Annotated in this window: 15 protein-coding genes; 7 read left to right on the forward strand and 8 right to left on the reverse strand. The window is 60.3% G+C overall.

Features of this window, described 5'->3' with window-relative positions; translation table 11 throughout:
- Nucleotides 1-160 precede the first annotated feature (160 nt).
- Genes ACZRN6_RS29625 through ACZRN6_RS29650 form a run of 6 tightly spaced genes read right to left on the reverse strand, consistent with a single transcriptional unit; the run spans nt 161 to nt 6,087 of the window.
- The gene (locus tag ACZRN6_RS29625) at nt 161-1,903 is read right to left on the reverse strand and encodes an ABC transporter substrate-binding protein (protein ID WP_464009502.1); all 1,743 of its coding nucleotides are present in this window, start codon (nt 1,901-1,903) and stop codon (nt 161-163) included.
- 35 nt (nt 1,904-1,938) lie between these two features.
- The gene (locus ACZRN6_RS29630; RefSeq protein WP_010173082.1) at nt 1,939-2,211 is read right to left on the reverse strand and encodes a DUF2160 domain-containing protein; all 273 of its coding nucleotides are present in this window, start codon (nt 2,209-2,211) and stop codon (nt 1,939-1,941) included.
- A gap of 10 nt (nt 2,212-2,221) precedes the next feature.
- The gene (locus tag ACZRN6_RS29635) at nt 2,222-3,022 is read right to left on the reverse strand and encodes a carbohydrate ABC transporter permease (RefSeq protein WP_008433050.1); all 801 of its coding nucleotides are present in this window, start codon (nt 3,020-3,022) and stop codon (nt 2,222-2,224) included.
- 10 nt (nt 3,023-3,032) lie between these two features.
- On the reverse strand, nt 3,033-3,899 hold the full coding sequence (locus ACZRN6_RS29640) for a carbohydrate ABC transporter permease (RefSeq protein WP_010173085.1): 867 nt from the start codon (nt 3,897-3,899) through the stop codon (nt 3,033-3,035).
- Nucleotides 3,896-4,993 carry an ABC transporter ATP-binding protein gene (locus ACZRN6_RS29645; RefSeq protein WP_464009503.1) on the reverse strand — a complete coding sequence of 366 codons (1,098 nt, stop codon included), beginning with the start codon at nt 4,991-4,993 and terminating at the stop codon, nt 3,896-3,898. Before ACZRN6_RS29645 ends, ACZRN6_RS29640 begins: the two co-directional genes overlap by 4 nt.
- Nucleotides 4,993-6,087: an ABC transporter ATP-binding protein gene (locus tag ACZRN6_RS29650; RefSeq protein ID WP_464009504.1), complete on the reverse strand. Its 1,095-nt coding sequence runs from the start codon at nt 6,085-6,087 to the stop codon at nt 4,993-4,995. Before ACZRN6_RS29650 ends, ACZRN6_RS29645 begins: the two co-directional genes overlap by 1 nt.
- 332 nt (nt 6,088-6,419) lie before the next feature.
- On the opposite strand from ACZRN6_RS29650, the gene ACZRN6_RS29655 reads away from it, so the two are divergent.
- Nucleotides 6,420-8,264 carry a sigma-54-dependent Fis family transcriptional regulator gene (locus ACZRN6_RS29655; RefSeq protein WP_464009505.1) on the forward strand — a complete coding sequence of 615 codons (1,845 nt, stop codon included), beginning with the start codon at nt 6,420-6,422 and terminating at the stop codon, nt 8,262-8,264.
- A 100-nt stretch (nt 8,265-8,364) separates the two neighbouring features.
- On the opposite strand, the gene ACZRN6_RS29660 is transcribed toward ACZRN6_RS29655, so the two are convergent.
- Nucleotides 8,365-8,997, reverse strand: a complete 633-nt coding sequence (locus ACZRN6_RS29660) for a LysE family translocator (protein ID WP_464009506.1) — start codon at nt 8,995-8,997, stop codon at nt 8,365-8,367.
- A 389-nt stretch (nt 8,998-9,386) separates the two neighbouring features.
- Between ACZRN6_RS29660 and ACZRN6_RS29665 the strand changes: the two genes are divergently transcribed.
- Both ACZRN6_RS29665 and ACZRN6_RS29670 read left to right on the forward strand, forming a co-directional pair.
- Nucleotides 9,387-10,484 (forward strand): carboxynorspermidine decarboxylase, encoded by a 1,098-nt coding sequence (locus tag ACZRN6_RS29665; protein WP_322145647.1) that lies wholly within the window; start codon nt 9,387-9,389, stop codon nt 10,482-10,484.
- A 29-nt stretch (nt 10,485-10,513) separates the two neighbouring features.
- A complete protein-coding gene (locus ACZRN6_RS29670; protein ID WP_088422458.1) occupies nt 10,514-11,758 on the forward strand; it encodes a saccharopine dehydrogenase family protein in 1,245 nt (414 codons plus the stop codon).
- Nucleotides 11,759-11,903: 145 nt separating this feature from the next.
- Here the strand turns inward: ACZRN6_RS29670 and ACZRN6_RS29675 are convergent, their stop codons facing one another.
- A complete protein-coding gene (locus ACZRN6_RS29675) occupies nt 11,904-12,683 on the reverse strand; it encodes an IclR family transcriptional regulator (protein WP_322145648.1) in 780 nt (259 codons plus the stop codon).
- 215 nt (nt 12,684-12,898) lie between these two features.
- Between ACZRN6_RS29675 and ACZRN6_RS29680 the strand changes: the two genes are divergently transcribed.
- The 4 genes from ACZRN6_RS29680 to ACZRN6_RS29695 are packed head-to-tail and all read left to right on the forward strand — an operon-like array spanning nt 12,899 to nt 16,357.
- A complete protein-coding gene (locus tag ACZRN6_RS29680; protein ID WP_464009507.1) occupies nt 12,899-13,681 on the forward strand; it encodes an ABC transporter substrate-binding protein in 783 nt (260 codons plus the stop codon).
- A complete protein-coding gene (ehuD, locus tag ACZRN6_RS29685) occupies nt 13,678-14,346 on the forward strand; it encodes an ectoine/hydroxyectoine ABC transporter permease subunit EhuD (RefSeq protein WP_017475082.1) in 669 nt (222 codons plus the stop codon). The genes ACZRN6_RS29680 and ehuD overlap by 4 nt, the downstream gene beginning before the upstream one ends.
- On the forward strand, nt 14,343-15,095 hold the full coding sequence (locus ACZRN6_RS29690) for an amino acid ABC transporter ATP-binding protein (protein ID WP_464009508.1): 753 nt from the start codon (nt 14,343-14,345) through the stop codon (nt 15,093-15,095). The genes ehuD and ACZRN6_RS29690 overlap by 4 nt, the downstream gene beginning before the upstream one ends.
- Nucleotides 15,092-16,357, forward strand: coding sequence for an NAD(P)/FAD-dependent oxidoreductase (locus ACZRN6_RS29695; RefSeq protein ID WP_464009509.1), 1,266 nt, complete (start codon nt 15,092-15,094; stop codon nt 16,355-16,357). Before ACZRN6_RS29690 ends, ACZRN6_RS29695 begins: the two co-directional genes overlap by 4 nt.

Genomic DNA, 16,357 nt, shown 5'->3' on the forward strand with positions numbered 1-16,357 from the left:
AAACCCCATAAAACCAAAGTGGGAACCGGGCTTATGTGGGAGCTGGCTTGCCTGCGATGGCATCACCGCGGTCTGACTGACAGACCGAGGTGCCTGCATCGCGGGCAAGCCCGGCTCCCACACAAATCGGGTTCCCACAGTTTGATCTACTGCGTCTGGATTACTTGCGCGCCGCCTCCCACGACTTCAGCAACTCGTTATAGCTGACCGTCTCACCCTGCGGCTTCTCATTCGCCAACTTCGGCTTCGGCGCACCCGGCTGGTCAAACCAGTATTGCGCGTCCCGTTCCTCGTTCATCTTCGGCCCGCAAATCGGCTGCACCTTGGAGCGTTCCAGGCGCGTCATGATCGCGTCCTGGTCCTTGGCCAAACCATCGAGCGCCTGCTGCGGTGTTTTCTCGCCGCTGGCTGCTTCCGAAATATGGCTCCACCACAACTGCGCCAACCGTGGATAGTCCGGCACGTTGGTGCCGGTCGGGGTCCATTCCACCCTGGCCGGGCTGCGGTAGAACTCCACCAGGCCACCGAGTTTCGGTGCCAGGTCGGTCATGGCCTGGGAGTTGATGTCGGACTCACGAATCGGCGTCAGACCCACGATGGTTTTCTTCAACGACACGGTTTTGGAGGTCACAAACTGCGCGTATAGCCAGGCCGCAAGTTTCTGCTTCTCGGGCGTCGACTTGAGGAACGTCCAGGAACCTACGTCCTGATAGCCCTTCTTCATGCCCTTTTCCCAGTAAGGCCCGACGGGCGATGGCGCCATGCGCCATTTCGGCGTGCCGTCGGCGTTCACCACCGGCAGGCCCGGTTTGGTCATGTCGGCGGTAAACGCGGTGTACCAGAAGATCTGCTGGGCGATGTTGCCCTGGGACGGCACCGGCCCGGATTCGGAGAAGGTCATGCCCGCCGCTTCCGGTGGCGCGTAGGCTTTCATCCAGTCCACGTATTTCTGCGTGGCATACACCGCCGCCGGGCCGTTGGTGTCGCCACCACGGGTAACGCTGGAGCCCACCGGGTGGCAGTCCTCCACGCGAATGCCCCACTCGTCCACCGGCAAGCCGTTGGGCAGGCCCTTGTCGCCGCCGCCGGCCATGGAGAACCAGGCATCGGTAAAGCGCCAGCCCAGGGACGGGTCTTTCTTGCCGTAGTCCATGTGCCCGTAGACGCGTTTGCCGTCGATCTGCTTGACGTCTTCGCTGAAGAATTTTGCGATGTCTTCGTAGGCCGACCAGTTCACCGGCACGCCCAATTCATAGCCGTACTTTTCCTTGAACTTGGCTTTCAGGTCCGCCCGTTCAAACCAGTCGGCGCGAAACCAGTAAAGGTTGGCGAACTGCTGGTCGGGCAACTGGTAGATCTTGCCGTCCGGCGCGGTGGTAAACGAAATACCGATGAAGTCCTTGATGTCCAGGGTGGGCGAGGTGAAGTTCTTGCCTTCGTTGGCCATCAGGTCGGTGATGGATTCTGTCTTGCCATAGCGAAAGTGCGTACCAATCAAGTCGGAATCGTTGACCCAACCGTCATAGATGTTCTTGTCGGACTGCATTTGGGTTTGCAGTTTTTCCACCACGTCGCCTTCCTGCAGCAGGTCGTGGGTCAGTTTGATCCCGGTGATTTCGCTGAAGGCCTTGGCCAGAACTTTGGACTCGTACTCGTGGGTGGTGAGGGTTTCCGACACCACGTTGATCTTCATCCCACGAAACGGCTCCGCGGCCTTGATAAACCACTTCAGCTCTTCGAGCTGCTGGGCTTCGGTGAGGGTAGACGGCTTGAACTCACTGCCGATCCATTTTTTCGCAGCGTCTTCATAAGCATCCGCCCAGGCCGCAGCACTGAGCCCGCAGAGCGCCAGCACGGCCGCCAATGAAATGCTATGTCGCAGCTTATTGTTTTTATCGAACATAGAGACCTCCTGGTTTTGGGGTTCAAAAGGGGCAACTAGCCCCAGCGCATCACAGACAACAGCCACACCAGAGACAGCGCGGACGCCACCCAGATGCTCCAGCCGGTTACGCCGATCACCAACAAATGCAGGTAGGCGCTGCCGAGAAGACCGATAAACAAGCGATCACCACGGGTGGTGCTGATCGGTAACAAACCGCGCCGGGGGATACTCGGCGAGCGTAATTCCCACGTCGTCATGCCCACCAGCAGCAGGCCGATTGCGGCGAAGAACAGTGCAGTCGGGGTGGTCCAGGCCATCCATTCCATCATCGACTCCTCAGACCCGGCCCAGGGCAAAGCCCTTGGCCACGTGGTTGCGAACAAACCAGATCACCAGCATGCCCGGCAAGATGGTCAACACCCCCGCCGCTGCGAGCACGCCCCAGTCGATGCCGGAGGCCGAGACGGTACGAGTCATCACCGCCGCAATCGGCTTGGCGTTCACCGAGGTCAGCGTGCGGGCCAGCAGCAGTTCGACCCAGGAAAACATAAAGCAGAAAAACGCCGTCACGCCGATCCCCGAGCCAATCAGCGGGATAAAGATCTTCACGAAAAACTTGGGGAAGCTGTACCCGTCGATGTAGGCCGTTTCGTCGATTTCCTTGGGCACGCCAGACATGAAGCCTTCGAGAATCCACACCGCCAGCGGCACGTTGAACAGGCAATGGGCCAGGGCCACGGCGATATGCGTATCGAACAGGCCGATGGAGGAATACAGCTGGAAGAACGGCAGCAAAAACACTGCCGGTGGCGCCATGCGGTTGGTCAGCAACCAGAAGAACAGGTGCTTGTCGCCCAGGAAGCGGTAGCGCGAAAAAGCATAGGCGGCCGGCAGTGCCACACTCAGGGAAATCACCGTATTGAGGCTGACGTAGTACAGCGAGTTGAGGTAGCCGGTGTACCAGCTTGGGTCGGTAAAGATCACCTTGTAGTTGGCAAAGGTAAAATCCTGGGGAAACAGCGTCAGGCCACCGAGGATTTCGGTGTTGCTCTTGAAGGACATGTTCAGCAGCCAGTAGATAGGCACCAGCAGGAACAGGATGTAGACCAACAGTGGAATAACCTTGCGCTTGCTCATCTGGGCGGCCTCAGCGGTTGGCGTCGGAGTGGGTCATGGCGGTGTAAAACAGCCAGGACACCAGCAGGATGATCAGGAAATACACCAGCGAAAACGCCGCCGCCGGGCCCAGGTCGAATTGGCCTACGGCCATCTGGGTAAGGGTCTGGCTGAGAAAGGTAGTCGCATTCCCCGGCCCGCCGCCCGTCAGCACAAACGGTTCGGTGTAGATCATGAAACTGTCCATGAAGCGCAGCATCACCGCGATCAGCAGCACGCTCTTGAGCTTCGGCAACTGGATATGTCGGAACACCGCCCAACTGGATGCACGATCAATCCGCGCCGCCTGGTAGTACACATCCGGGATCGCCCGCAGCCCCGAGAAACACAGGAGCGCCACCAGCGACGTCCAGTGCCACACGTCCATCACCAGCACCGTGACCCACGCGTCCATGGTGTTGGCCGCGTAGTTGTAGCTGATGCCCATTGCGTTGAGCGTTGAACCGAGCAGGCCGATGTCGGCGCGGCCGAAAATCTGCCAGATGGTGCCCACCACGTTCCACGGGATCAGCAGCGGAATAGCCATTACGATCAACACCAACGAGGACCAGCGGCCCTTGGTGGGCATGGTTAGCGCGATGGCAATCCCCAGCGGAATTTCGATCAACAGCACACACGCCGAATAGATGAACTGGCGCAGCAGTGAGTCATGCAGGCGCGGGTCCAGCAGCACCTGTTTGTACCAGTCGGCGCCGACGAAGTAGCGGCTGGATTGGTCGAAGATGTCCTGCACCGAGTAGTTGACCACGGTCATCATCGGGATCACCGCACTGAAAGCCACCAGCAGGAACACCGGCAATACCAGCCACCAGGCCTTGTTGTTCTGCACCTTGTTCATGGCTGCGCCTCCAGCAAGTAGTCATCGGCATACACCATCAGCCATTGCCCAGGAAAGCTGATGGACGCTTGCCCCTCGGGCACCGGTTTGTCTTCGGCCAGGCGCACTTTCAGCGGTGCGCCGTCGAGGTTGAGCGTCATGATCTTGTAGGTGCCGAGGTCTTCCACATGAGTGACTTGCGCCTGTAGCGCGTCAGGATTGTGCTCATCCCACACATGGATAAATTCCGGGCGAATACCCACCTGCAGCTTCTTGTAGGGCGCTTCGCGAATGCGCTGCTGCAATGCCTCGGGCAGCGCCAGGTGCGTGCCGGCAAAGCGCACACCGCCCGCCTCGGCCTGCACCTCGATCAGATTCATTCCCGGGCTGCCGATGAAGTAGCCGACAAAGGTGTGGCTTGGCCGCTCGAACAATTCCCGTGGCGTGCCGAACTGCACGATTTGCCCGCCGTACATCACCGCGATCTTGTCGGCGAAGGTCGAGGCTTCCAGTTGATCGTGGGTGACGTAGACCATGGTGATGTTGAACTGTTCGTGGATCTGCTTGAGCTTGCGCCGCAGCTTCCACTTCAGGTGCGGGTCGATCACCGTCAGCGGTTCATCGAACAGGATTGCCGACACGTCATCGCGCACCAGGCCGCGGCCCATGGAGACTTTCTGTTTTTCGTCGGCGGTGAGGTTGCGGGCTTTTTTGCCCAGCAGGTTTTGCAGGTCGAGCACCTCGGCAATTTCCTGCACCTTACTGTGCACCTTCGCCTCGGCCATGCCCTGGTTTCGCAGGGGAAAGGCCAGGTTGTCGAACACCGTCATGGTGTCGTACACCACCGGGAACTGAAACACCTGGGCGATGTTGCGTTTTTCCGGGGTCAGCTCGTTGACCACCTTGGCGTCGAACAACACCTGACCTTCGGACGGACTGAGCAGGCCGGAGATAATATTGAGCAAGGTCGACTTGCCGCAGCCCGAAGGCCCGAGCAAGGCGTAGGCGCCGCCCTGTTCCCAGACGTGGTTCATTTCGCGAATCGCGTAGTCCTCAGGGCCGGCCGGCTTGGGGCTGTAGCTGTGGGCCAGGTTTTGCAAATGGATTTCGGCCATCAGGCAACCCTCGCGACACGTCGGCCGGGGGCCTGGACCAGACGTCCCTGGCCATCGAACACAAACAATTTATGGGTGGGGATATAGATGCGGATCGGCGCGTCCACGTCGTATTCGTGCACGCCGGGCAAATGCAGCACCAGCAGGAAGTGTTCGCTGCGCACGTGCAGGAAGGTTTCCGAGCCGCTGATCTCGGCGACTTCAACCGTCACCGCGATCTCCAGGTCGTCGTCGTTGCTCGGCACCAGGCTGATATGGCTGGGGCGCACGCCAAAGCGGAACTCGCCCTCGCCGATGGGCCGCAGGTCCACATTCAGCGGGAAGTGCACAACGTTGGCGAAGCTCACTTCATTACCGCTGATGCGCCCGGGCATCAAGTTGATCGGCGGTTCGGAAAACAGCTCGGCGGCCAACACGGTTTGCGGCTGGTGATACACCTCGGCGGCCTTGCCGCTCTGGATCACCCGGCCCTCATGCAAAATCGTGGTGGTGCCGCCCAGGGCCAGCGCTTCGTTGGGTTCGGTGGTGGCATAGATGGCGATGGTATGGCGCGCCTTGAACAGCTCGCGCATTTCCTGGCGCAGCTCTTCGCGCAACTTGTAGTCCAGGTTCACCAGGGGCTCATCGAACAGAATCAGTTCGGCGTCCTTGACCAGCGCCCGGGCCATGGCGGTGCGTTGCTGCTGGCCGCCGGACAGTTCCAGCGGGTGGCGCTGGAGGAACTTCTCGATGCGCAGCATTTTTGCGGTTTCGAGAACCTTGCTCTGAATCTGCTCGGCAGACACACCGGCCTGGCGCAGCGGCGAGGCGATGTTCTCGAACACGGTCATGGTCGGGTAGTTGATGAACTGCTGATAGACCATCGACACGTTGCGCAAACGCACGGGCTTTTGGGTGACGTCGACGCCGTTCATCAGGATGCGCCCGCTGTCGGGTTTGTCCAGGCCGGCCATCAAGCGCATCAGGCTGGTCTTGCCGGACAGGGTGCGGCCCAGCAATACATTGAACGAACCGGCTTCGAAACGCAGGTTGGCGTCGTCGATCCAGGTCTGGCCTTCGACGCCGCGAGTAACGTGCTCCAGGGTCAATGACATGACACGACCTTTTTATTATTGGAATGGTTCTGGCCAAAGCACAGAGCGAGTTCCGTGCCAAAAAGCCAAAAACCAGGTCGGTCAATGGGTTAGGCAAAAAGGCCGTTCACCTGTGAACAGAAATGAACAGTTCAGGCTGAACAACTGAACAACCGGCGGGTTGACAATGAACAGTTCTGAACAACACTTTGTAGGCGCGAGCTTGCTCGCGAAGAACTTCAGGGCGCCGCGTTCATCCTGGATGAGCGCGTTATCGTTGACGTTTTTCGCGAGCAAGCTCGCTCCTACATAGAGATAGAGCCCAGAACAACAATAAAACAAGGGTCACCGCCATGAGCACACCACTGGCGCACGATGCCATCATCCAGGACTCCTGGCGCCGCTGCCGCGCCTATGGCCTGGACCACCAGAGCACGCCGAGCTTCGACCAACTGCCCGCAGAAGGCGTCAGCCAGTTGCTCGAAAGCCAGCACTCCCTCGTGCAAACCACCCACCAGGAAGTGCTGCCGTATTACGAAAACATCCTCAGCAACTCCAACTGCCTGATCATGCTCGCCGACAACCAGGGCCAGGTGCTGACCTCGTGGGGCACCCAGCGCTTTATCGAACCCAAGCTGGCCCGTGGCTTCAGCGCTGGCGCCAGCTGGATGGAGCGTTCCAGCGGGACCAACGCCATCGGCACCGCGCTGGCCTGTGCCCAGGCGGTACATATCGAACACGACGAACACTTTCTCAAGGCCAACCGCTTCATGACCGGCTCGGCGGCACCGATCTTCGATGCGCAGCGGGAGATCATCGCGGTGCTGGATGTGTCCAGCGACAGCTACCTGCCGCCCTCCCACACCCTGGGCATGGTCAAGATGATGAGCCAGACCGTGGAGAACCGGCTGATCCTCAACCTGTTTCGCGGTGAGCATTTCCAGCTCACGTTCAACACCGGCTTGAACAACCTGGATAGCCAATGGGCGGGTTTGCTGATCTTCGATGAGAGCGGCCAGGTGCTGTCGGCCAACCGCCGCGCGGATAATCTGCTGGGTATCAGCCTGTCGCGGGTATTGATCGACAGCCTGTTCAAGGTCTCGCTGCTGGAGCTGCTCAACCAGCCCGAAGGCCCGCCCTTCTCGCTGCAGGCGGCTGGGCGCAACCGTTTCCAATGCCTGCTGAAGCGTCCGAAACAGGCACCGGTGCAGGCGCGCGTATTTGTCGAACCCCGCCAACCCAGCCAGCCCGCGCCCACAGCCATCAACCTCCAGACCCTGCACTTTGGCGATGCCCGGGTAGAAAAGGCGGTGCGCCAGGCCGAGCGCCTGCTGGAAAAAGACATACCGTTGCTGATTCATGGCGAAACCGGCGTGGGCAAGGAAGTGTTCGTCAAAGCCCTGCACCAGGCGAGTTCCCGTAGCCAACAAGCATTTATCGCCGTCAACTGCGCAGCGATTCCCGCCGAACTGGTGGAGTCGGAACTGTTCGGCTACGAAAAAGGCGCGTTCACCGGCGCCAACCAAAAAGGCAGTATCGGGCTGATCCGCAAGGCGGATAAAGGCACGCTGTTCCTCGACGAGATCGGCGACATGCCACTGCCCACCCAGGCCCGGCTGCTGCGGGTGTTGCAGGAACGCTGTGTGCAGCCTGTAGGCAGCAGCGAGTTATTCGCGGTGGACTTGCGGATCATCTCCGCCACCAACCGCTCGTTGCGCGAGCAAGTACAGCTCGGGCGTTTTCGGGAAGACCTGTATTACCGCATCGGCGGCCTGACCCTGGAACTGCCGCCGCTTCGCCAGCGCACAGATAAACAGGCGCTGTTCAAGCAGCTGTGGCAACAGCACCGGGAGCCGACGCAATGGGCCGGGTTGAGTAACGAGGTGCTGGCCCTGTTCGAGCAGCATCCGTGGCCGGGAAATCTGCGTCAGGTGAGCAGTGTGTTGCAGGTGGCGTTGGCGATGGCGCAAGAGCAGCCGATTCGGGTGGAGCATTTGCCGGATGATTTTTTTGTGGATTTGGAGCAGAAGGTGCCAGTGCCACCGGCCGATAGCCCGGATGAGTGCATGAGCCTTGCCCAACGCCTGGAAGCAGCGGGCGGCAATATCTCGCACTTGGCCCGGGAGTTGGGGGTTAGCCGCAATACCCTCTACAAACGCCTGCGGCAAAACGGGGATTGTGATCAGCAGCACAGTTAAAACAGGTGGCCGCAGGCCGGCTTGGTCGAGTTCGCCGTTCCAAAACGCTTCCTGCGCTTTTTTCAGCGATAGTGAGAAAAACTCATTTTATTCCAGATGATCACCAGATCCACTCATGATGGATGGATGGATGGATGTGCAGATAGAACGCCTCAAACATGAAATACGCACACATCACCAGCGCCACGCCCATCAATCGGTTGAACACGGTGAAGTAAGACTCGCGGGTAATCCGCCGCCCCAGCACCGCGCCCAGCAGCGCATAAATCCCCGGCGCACCGAAGCCGGCAAACCCCAGCAACCCCGAGACGAGCGCAATCGAGCTTGCGTAAATATGCGCCGCCGGCATCATGACACTGGTGATCGGCAGCACCACCATGATGCCCTTGGGGTTGAGCAACTGGATCAGGAAGCCGTTCCAGAACGTGAGGTTTTTTGAAGGTGCATCCGCGTCTCCTTCCTGGGGCATGACGGTTCTGGCGGTGTAGACCTGATACGCGAGGTACAGCGTATACACGCCACCCACCAACGATATGTACGGCAGCACGCCCTGGGAGATGATCGCTTCGCCGGTGTAGCCAAACAGCAAAAACAACACCAGCAGCGCGCAGCCCACGCCGATGAAAAAGCCCAGTGAGCGGCGAAATTTTCCGGTCAGCCCGGCATTGAGCGCCATGAAATTCACCGGGCCGGGGCTGTACATCACACTGAACGCGTAGAGAAAAATATCCATCCGTTACCTCTGTCGTAGACCAATGGCGGGAGTCTACGCAGGGCATTGCGGAGCAGGCTTGAACGATTGTGTTCATGCGGTTTTGCTTACGGCTGGCCTGGCCGGAGAGCCGGATCTGCTCACGGCCCATCAGAGGGCGTTATAGTCGCTGCGTGGAACTTGGGATTGAAACAGCCTGGAAGGACTTACCAGGATAGCGGCCTGTGTGGCGCAGCTATCGCGGCCTCGTCAGGGCCCGACGGCTCCCACTGGGGGGCGCCACAGGCTGTCATATTCAAAGGGCAGCCTATAACCGGCGCAGCAAATTGCGCTGACTAACCTTTCGATCTGTCCCAAGTGCGGGCACAATGCGTGTCCTTTTTTGGCAGGCACCGCCGCAGGCTCTGAAAATGATCAAAACGCCGTACTACCTCATCGACAAACAGAAGCTTCTGGTCAACATGCAGAAGATCGCCTACGTGCGCGAGCAGTCGGGCGCCAAGGCCCTGCTGGCCCTTAAGTGCTTCGCCACCTGGTCGGTGTTTGACCTGATGCAGGAATACATGGACGGCACCACTTCGTCGTCGTTGTACGAGCTCAAGCTGGGTCGCCAGAAGTTCGAAGGTGAAGCCCACGCCTACAGCGTGGCCTGGGCCGACGATGAAATCGAAGAGATGCTGGATAACTGCGACAAGATCATCTTCAACTCCATCAGCCAGCTGCAGCGCTTTGCCGAACGCAGCGAAGGCAAGACCCGCGGCCTGCGCGTCAACCCGCAGGTGAGCAGCTCCGACTACCTGCTGGCCGACCCGGCGCGCCCGTTCAGCCGCCTGGGCGAATGGGACCCGGTGAAGATCGAAGGCGTGATCGAGCAGATCTCGGGCTTCATGTTCCACAACAACTGCGAGAACGGTGACTTCAACCTGTTCGACCAGATGCTCAACACCATCGAAGAACGCTTCGGCGCGCTGCTGCACAAGGTCAACTGGGTGAGCCTGGGCGGCGGCATCCACTTTACCGGCGAAGGCTATGCCATCGACGCTTTCTGCCAGCGCCTCAAGGCGTTCTCGCAGAAGTACGACGTGCAGGTGTACCTGGAACCCGGCGAAGCGGCGATCACCAACAGCGCCTCCCTGGAAGTGACTGTGCTCGACACCCTCTACAACGGCAAGAACCTCGCCGTGGTAGACAGCTCCATCGAAGCCCACCTGCTGGACCTGCTGATCTATCGTCTGAACGCCAAGCTGGCACCAAGCGAGGGTGAACACACCTATATGGTGTGCGGCAAGTCGTGCCTGGCCGGGGACATCTTTGGCGAATACCAATTTGATCAGCCGCTGGCCATCGGCGATCGACTGTCGTTCATCGACACCGCAGGCTACACCATGGTCAAGAAAAACTGGTTCAACGGCCTGAAAATGCCGTCCATCGTAGTGAAACAACTCGACGGTACAGTCGAAGTGGTTCGTGAATTTGGTTACGACGACTACCTGTCCAGCCTTTCGTAAAGCGGACAGATAAAGGAGAGATAAAGCAATTGAAAAAGAACGTTCTTATCATTGGTGCAGGAGGTGTCGCCAAGGTGGTGGCCCACAAGTGCGCGCAGCACAACGACGAACTCGGTCGTATTGCTATCGCGTCGCGCAACATCTCCAAATGCCAGGCCATCATCGCAAGCGTCAAGGCCAAGGGTAGCCTCAAGGTACCCGCCGAGATTCAAGCCTTCGCGCTGAACGCTTTGGACGTGGAAGCGACCAAGGCACTGATCCGCGAAACCGAATCGCAGATCGTCATTAACGTCGGTTCCGCGTTCCTCAACATGTCGGTGCTGCGTGCCTGCATCGACACCGGCGTTGCGTACCTCGACACCGCCATCCACGAAGAGCCGGGCAAGGTCTGCGAGACCCCGCCGTGGTACGGCAACTACGAGTGGAACCACCTGGAAGAGTGCAAACAGAAGAACATCACGGCCATCCTCGGCGTGGGCTTCGACCCGGGTGTGGTCAACGCTTATGCAGCGCTGGCGCAACAAAAGCATTTTGACCGCATTGATTCGATCGACATTCTCGACGTCAATGCCGGCTCCCACGGCAAGTATTTCGCCACCAATTTCGACCCGGAAATCAACTTCCGCGAATTCACCGGGCAGGTGTGGAGCTGGCAGAACAGCCAGTGGACCAGCAACACCATGTTCGAAGTCAAACGCACCGACGACCTGCCTGTGGTCGGTTCGCAGAACCTGTACCTGACCGGCCACGATGAAGTGCACTCGCTGTCGAAAAACCTCGACGTGCCCAACGTGCGTTTCTGGATGAGCTTCGGCGAACACTACATCAACGTGTTCACCGTACTGAAAAACCTCGGCCTGCTCTCCGAAAAACCGGTCACCACCGCCGAAGGCCTGGAAGTCGTACCGCTGAAACTGGTCAAGGCCGTGCTGCCCGACCCGTCGTCGCTGGCGCCGGGCTACACCGGCAAGACCTGCATCGGCGACCTGGTCAAGGGCACCAAGGATGGCCAGCCGCGCGAGCTGTTCATCTACAACGTGGCCTGCCACGAAGAAGCCTTTGCCGAAACCGACAGCCAGGGCATTTCCTACACCGCAGGGGTTCCGCCGGTAGCCGCGGCGCTGCTGGTTGCCCGTGGCGAGTGGGATGTGAAGCACATGGCCAACGTCGAGGAACTGCCGGCGGAACCGTTCCTCAAAGCGCTGGACGTGATGGGCTTGCCGACTCGGATTAAAGACGAGAATGGTGATCGTGCCTGGGATGCGATTGCCTGATAGGCGATAGTTGACCGAACAAAAAAATGCGCCCTCAGGGGCGCATTTTTTGTTGGGGCCAACCCAAACCTCAACAATGAAAATCAAATGTGGGAGCTGGCTTGCCTGCTCCCACACTGATCGTGTTGTTTGTTCGTTAGTTTATCTATTCAAGATTGCGCGCCGAATTGCTCAACGCCCTTGAACACTGCAACAACGCCGGCGCCAACTGCTTCTCGGCATCCGCCCGGCTCCAGCGACTGGTCGGCGCCACCACGTGCACCGCCGCCACCGGCCGGCCATTTGCCCCCAGCACCGGCGCGCCAATGGTCATGTCGCCCAGGAACAGCTCCTGGCCATTCACCGCATAGCCCTGCTCGCGCACCTGCTGCAACGACTCCATGATCCTGTCGACCTCAGTCAACGTCTGACTGGTATGCGCCACCCGCTGGCTGTGCTCGATCAACGCCAGCGCCTCATCCTGCGGCAACGCACTCAAATACGCCCGGCCCGACGCCGTGCAGTACATCGGCACCCGCGAGCCAATTGGCATGTGCACCGGCACAAAGCCTGAGCTGACAAACCGCGCAATATAGGTCATGTCGTAACCCGCAGGCTCCGTCAGGCAGGAGGTTTCTCCCGTCAGCCGGGTCAACTCCGAGAGGAACGGGTTGGCCACCTCAATCAGCGAATGCGCATCCAGATAACTGAAGCCCAACTCCAGCACCCGCGGTGTGAGTTGGTAATGGCGGGTGCGCGAGTGTTTCCGAAGGTAACCCAGGCTCTCCAGGGTAAACACCATGCGCTGGGCCGAGCTTTTGGTCATGCCAGCGGCCTCGGCCACCTCTGCAAGGCTCATGCTGCGGCGCTGGGCGCTGAATGCCTTGAGCACCGACAGGCCTTTTTCCAGGGATTGATTGTGCAAGCTGTTGCGTTCTTCAGGCATGGCGGACTCGTGGTCAGGTCGATCAAGCGTGGCGATATTTCTACACCAAACTGCGAAATTCGACCACTTAAAATCGCATACCGATACGAAAGGTTCATTTTGTGGATTTTCTGTGCCACCAAACGATTTTATTGAATCGAAATGGCACAGAGCTTGCGGTTTCGACTCCAGCCGCTTGCGCTACTGACGATCCGTTTTCCTTCTGGAGTAACCCGATGAACAGTCTTTCGCCCTTGTTTCGCCGCCTCGCCTTCGGTCTTTGCGCCACCTTTTGCGTGGCCACCGTGCACGCTGCCGGTGCGGCCTCGTACAAAGTCGGTGCAACGGCCAGCGGTTCGCCGTTTACCTTCCTCGACATCAAGAGCAACAGCATCCAGGGCGTGATGGTCGACGTCGCCAATGCCGTGGGCAAGGCCGGTGGCTTTACCAGCGAAATCGAGCAGACCAACTTTGCCGCGCTGATCCCGTCCCTGACCTCCGGCAAACTCGACTTCATCGCCGCCGGCATGCTCAAGACCCCGGAACGTGCCCAGGTGGTGGACTTCAGCGCGCCCGTGTATGCGTACGGTGAAGGGCTGATCATTAGCGAAGACGACAACGCAGCCTATCCCGACCTCAGTTCCTTGAAGGACCAGGTGGTGGGCGTGCAAGCCGGCACGATCTTCTACGACATGCTCAACAAGCTGGGCATCTTCAAGGAAATCCGCACCTACGACTCCATCGGCGAAATGGTCCGCGACCTGAGCCTGGGCCGCATCAAGGCTGCGGTGGGCGACCAACCCGTGGTCGCGTATCAGATCCGCCAGAAACTGTTCAAAGGCGTGAAACTCGCCGCCGACTACAAGCCGGTCAACGTCGGCGAGGTGTGCCTGGTGGTGCGCAAGGGCGACAGCGAAACCCTCGCACGCCTGAACCAGGCCATCGCCAGCATCAAGGCTGACGGTACCCTGGAGGCGATCCTCAAGAAGTGGGGGCTTGATGCCCAGGTGCAGCCATGAACCCGGCTGAGTTCCTGCAAAACGCCCGGGATTTCCTGCCGATCCTGCTTCAGGGCGCGTGGGTGACAATCCAGATTACCGTGCTGTCATTCCTGCTCAGCAGCGCCATCGGCCTGGTGCTGGCTCTGCTCAAGCTGTCGCCGATCCGTGCGCTGTCGTGGGCAGCGAGCACGGTGATCAACGTGATTCGCGGCCTGCCGATCATCGTGCAGCTGTTCTACATCTACTTCGTGTTGCCGGACATGGGCGTGCACCTCAGCGCCTTCCAGGCGGGTGTGATCGGCATGGGCATCGCCTACTCGGCGTACCAGGCGGAGAACTTTCGTACCGGCATCATCGCCGTCGAACAAGGCCAGCGCGAAGCCGCCGAAGCCCTGGGGATGCGCTCGGTGCTGATGATGCGCCGGGTGATCCTGCCCCAGGCCTTTCGCATCGCCCTGCCGCCCTACGGCAACACTCTGGTGATGATGCTCAAGGACTCATCCTTGGTGTCGACCATCACCGTGGCCGAGATGACGCGCCAGGGCCAACTGATCGCCTCGTCGACCTTCCAGAACATGACCGTCTACACCCTGGTCGCCCTGCTCTACCTGCTGATGAGCCTGCCGCTGGTGTATGGCCTGCGCCGCATGGAACAGCACCTGGGCCGGAGGAAAAAAGCATGATCAAGATTCGCCAGCTGCAAAAACACTACGGCACCCATCGCGTGCTGCACGGCGTCGACCTGGACGTGGCCAAAGGTGAGGTGGTATGCCTGATCGGCCCCTCCGGCTCGGGCAAATCCACCTTGCTGCGCTGCATCAACGCCTTGGAAGCCTACGACGGCGGCACCATCAGCGTGTTCGGTGAAACCGTGCAACGCAGCAGCAAGACCGTGCATGCACTGCGCAGCCGCATGGGCATGGTGTTCCAGCGCTTCAACCTGTTCCCCCACCGCACCGTGCTGGAAAACGTGATGGAAGGCCCGGTGTACGTCAAACGCGAACCGCTGAAACAAGCCCGCGAAGAAGCCCTGGTGCTGCTGGACAAAGTCGGCCTGTCAGCCAAGGCCGATGCCTACCCGGAACAACTCTCCGGCGGCCAGCAGCAACGGATGGCCATCGCCCGCGCCCTCGCCATGAAGCCCGACGCCATGCTGTTCGACGAACCCACCTCGGCCCTTGACCCGGAACTGGTGGGCGATGTGCTGGAGGTGATGCGCACCCTGGCCGATGAGGGCATGACCATGATTGTGGTAACCCACGAAATGGGTTTTGCCCGCGAAGTGGCCGACCGTGTGTGCTTCCTGCACGGCGGCTACATCGTGGAAAGCGGGCCCGCCGAACAAGTGCTGGGCAACCCGCAACAGCCGCGTACCCAGGACTTTCTGCGCCGTGTGCTGCACCCGTCGGCCAACACCCGGAGCCTGTCATGAAATCACTCTGGGCGGCGACCGCGCCGGCTGCACCGACGACACCCGCGCTGGCTGAATCATTGAAGGTGGACGTGGCCATCGTCGGCGCCGGGTATACCGGGTTGTCCACGGCCCTGCACCTGGCCGAGCGTGGCGTGAGCGTGTGCGTGCTGGAAGCCCACGAGCCCGGCTGGGGCGCGTCCGGGCGCAATGGTGGGCAGGTCAACCCGACCCTCAAATACGACCCGGACCAACTGGTGCAGAGGTACGGTGCCGAACGCGCCGAGCCGCTGATCCACAGCGTGTCCAACTCTGCCGACCTGGTGTTCAACCTGATCGAGCGCCATGGCATCGACTGTGCGCCCACCCGCAAGGGCTGGATGCAGGTTTCCTATTGCGAAAAAGGCGTGGCGGGCCTGCATGCCCGGGCCGAACAGTGGGAGCGCCGTGGGGTGGCGGTGCAGCGCCTGGATGCCAGCGCGGTGTCCACTCGCATGGGCAGCCAGGCGTTTGCCGGTGGCTGGCTGGACGGCCGCGCGGGCGCCATTCAACCGCTGGCCTATGCACGCGGGCTGGTGCGCGCCGCGCAGGCGGCGGGCGTGCGTATTTACGGGAAAAGCGCAGTGACCGCGATGCAGCAGGCAGGCGCCGGCTGGAAATTGCAGACCGCCAGCGGTGCACAGGTGTCGGCCGGCCAAGTGGTATTGGCCACCAACGGCTACAGCGGCGACTTGTGGCCCGGCATGGCCCAGAGCGTGCTGGCGGCCAACAGTTTTATCGTCGCCACCCGGCCCTTGAGCGGACCTGCGGCCGAGAGCATTTTGCCGGGGCAAGAAACCGTCTCAACCGCCCAACGCCTGCTGCTGTACTTTCGCAAGGACGCCCACGGTCGCCTGCTGATGGGTGGGCGCGGGCTGTTCAACGACCCCACCGGGCCGGCGGACTTTGCGCACCTGGAACGCTCGCTGGCGTTGTTGTTTCCGCAGTTGGGCAAGCTGGAATTCGAGTACCGCTGGGCGGGCCGGATCGCGATCACCCGGGACTTTATGCCCCACGTCCACGAGCCTGCACCCGGGTTGACCCTGGCATTGGGCTGTAACGGACGCGGGATTGCCTTGTGCACCAGCCTCGGCCAGCAACTGGCCGGACGCCTGTGTGACAGCCGCTCCGACTTCGCTTACCCGGTAACGCCTTTGCAGCGGTTGCCACTGCATGGTTTGCAACGCTTCTACATCGGTGCGGGTGTGGCGTGGTACAGCCTGCTGGACCGCCTATCCCTGTAG

This window comes from Pseudomonas sp. A125 (assembly GCF_055409485.1).